We start from the raw sequence: 2,394 nt of genomic DNA, 5'->3' as shown, positions 1-2,394 counted from the left end.
AACGGGAAGGAGCTTCAGGAAACCGGGATGTATGACTATGGGGCGAGGATGTATATGAGTGATATTGGACGATGGGGTGTCGTAGATCCGCTCGCGGAGAAATCAACAAGGTTTAGTCCTTATAACTATGCTGTCAATAATCCCATCCGTTTTATAGATCCTGATGGTAGATCAGAATCAGATTGGATCAGGAAAGATGGAAAGTGGCAGTATGATCCCAAAGTTACAACGGTTGAGCAGGCTAAGGAAATGGGAGATGTAGACGGTTTTGCTAAGAACGGGACAGTTCTTGCAAATGTAAGTGTAGATGGGGGAGCCGAATCCGCTTATGCACAATTAAACGAGGGAGGTTCAATCACAAAGCTTGCTGCAGATGATCTTGCTTCTATGAATGCGATTGTAGATATGTTGCCAATGTCTTTAGGAGGATCTTGGACAACATGGACACACGAGACATTCCCAATTCTTACAGGAGGAGCTGGCGAAACAGATCCTGAAACTATGAAAAAAACTATACATGGAGATAATATTGAAACTAACGATATGTTTAAGATTATATTTAGTTTTTACGGTAGAAATACAAAACTTAGCGGTGGCACCATAGGTTTTCAAGAAGCTCTTGTTCAATTTGGTCTTGATGCAGAAAGTATTGGAAATCCTTTTGGAAATCCTTCAAAAAAACCTAGCGATACAATTGTTCCCTTATCAGTCCCCCTTGATGGTAAAGATAGTGTGATAAATGTTAAAATTCCAAAAGCTTCTGAAAAAGCAATGTATTATGATCCTCGTAATGGATCTTTTTACAATCAAAATTTTAATCCGAGTATGATCGAAAAGAGAGATAGTATCATGAAATCTAAAAAAATAAAATGAGAATATCAATATTAATAATTTTAATAGCTTTTATGAATTCTTGTAATAAAGAAAACTATACTACAGAAAAGAAAAAAGGAAATACTTTGCAAAAAATAATGTATGAGCATGGAAAAATAACTAATTCAAAAACATATAAATCTGGAATATTGAATGCAGAATTTATTTATGATAATAGTGGTGTAATTATTAAAATGTATCAATATTATTCCAACGGAAAAATACAGTCATATTCTTATTTGATAAAAAAGCCTAACCATTATGTAACAAAAATTTATCATAAAAATAAACAGATTGCAAGTGAAGGAGAAGGTGACTATTTTAAAGATAAAAATTTATATTTAAGGAGAGGAACATGGATTTTTTATAATAATACAGGAGTTCCCTATTCGATATATACATTTGGTCATGATGAAAAAAATGAATACATACAAGATGAAGTTATTTTTGATACAGTTAAAAATAAAATTATAAAAGAAGCAAGGTATGATCCAGCGGTTTTGTATAAAAAATAAATTTTAAAGCGAATAGACCGATCTCACGGATTAATAAACCTGATCTCGCGGNTACAGTTAAAAATAAAATTATAAAAGAAGCAAGGTATGATCCAGCGGTTTTGTATAAAAAATAAATTTTAAAGCGAATAGACCGATCTCACGGATTAATAAACCTGATCTCGCGGATTTATAATCCGTGAGCAATAATAAAGAACCCACCGCAAAGCGGTGGGTTTTGTGTTTTATAATGTAAGAGAATTTTCTAAGAATAGGCTTGTTTTGCTTTAAAATCCCTTATTAAAACATCTGCAATTTTAATAGCCACTTCGATTGATGGTTTTACTTCGTCCCTTTCGTATCGTCCGATAATATCTCCGGAAGTTCCAAACGCTTTCCCCAATCACCCCCCCCCGCTGGCGCGAGCGTCTCGCTCGTGCCGATTGATAATATGAGACCTGCTGCAATTGCAGCAGGTTTTGTGTTATTTAATTGAAATATAGATTACTGCAAAAACTAACTTCCACTTAGGCAGTTAGACCAACACGGAGACCGAGCTTGATTTTGCAGGGGTAGTAAAAAAAACTAATACATATCATCTAAGAAAGCAGGGTGAAGTCGGGATAACGCTGCAGGAAAGGTTCGTTTATGATGGCCAGAACAGGTTGCTGCAGCATTATCATAAAGTAGATGACAATACCGAAGTGCTTCTGACTGAAAATACCTATAATGAGCTTTCCCAGCTTACGAATAAAAAAGTAGGAAATAATCTTCAAAGCATCGATTATAGTTATAACATCCGTGGCTGGCTGACCTGGATCAACCGGGACCAGATGGCAGTTCCGGACCTTGGCGGAAAGCTGTTTTCCTACAAAATTAAATACAACGAAAGGGAAGGGATTACCAGCCCTAATGCTGCGCAGTTCCCGGGAAAGGAGGTAGCGGCAAAATACAATGGCAACATTGCTGAAGTGGACTGGCGAAGCGTGGAGAATATCGGGAATAATCCTTCCGTTACCCCAAAAAG

3 protein-coding genes and 1 pseudogene are annotated in these 2,394 nt (G+C 36.4%); 3 read left to right on the top strand and 1 reads right to left on the bottom strand.

Features of this window, described 5'->3' with window-relative positions; translation table 11 throughout:
• Nucleotides 1-873 (top strand): RHS repeat domain-containing protein (locus tag ACED20_RS21065; protein WP_378106704.1); only part of this gene is annotated, 873 nt, incomplete at its 5' end.
• Nucleotides 870-1,388, top strand: a complete 519-nt coding sequence (locus ACED20_RS21060) for a hypothetical protein (RefSeq protein ID WP_345766248.1) — start codon at nt 870-872, stop codon at nt 1,386-1,388. The genes ACED20_RS21065 and ACED20_RS21060, both read left to right, overlap by 4 nt.
• A gap of 244 nt (nt 1,389-1,632) precedes the next feature.
• Here ACED20_RS21060 and ACED20_RS21055 read toward each other — a convergent pair whose 3' ends face one another.
• Nucleotides 1,633-1,770, bottom strand: coding sequence for a helix-turn-helix transcriptional regulator (locus tag ACED20_RS21055; protein WP_345766247.1), 138 nt, complete (start codon nt 1,768-1,770; stop codon nt 1,633-1,635).
• 262 nt (nt 1,771-2,032) lie between these two features.
• Here ACED20_RS21055 and ACED20_RS21050 point away from each other — a divergent pair.
• A pseudogene (locus ACED20_RS21050) lies at nt 2,033-2,394 on the top strand (RHS repeat-associated core domain-containing protein); the annotation flags it as partial.

The organism is Chryseobacterium sp. sg2396, assembly GCF_042610505.1.
Lineage (GTDB): Bacteria > Bacteroidota > Bacteroidia > Flavobacteriales > Weeksellaceae > Chryseobacterium.
This window is presented reverse-complemented; position numbering and strand designations above follow the sequence as displayed.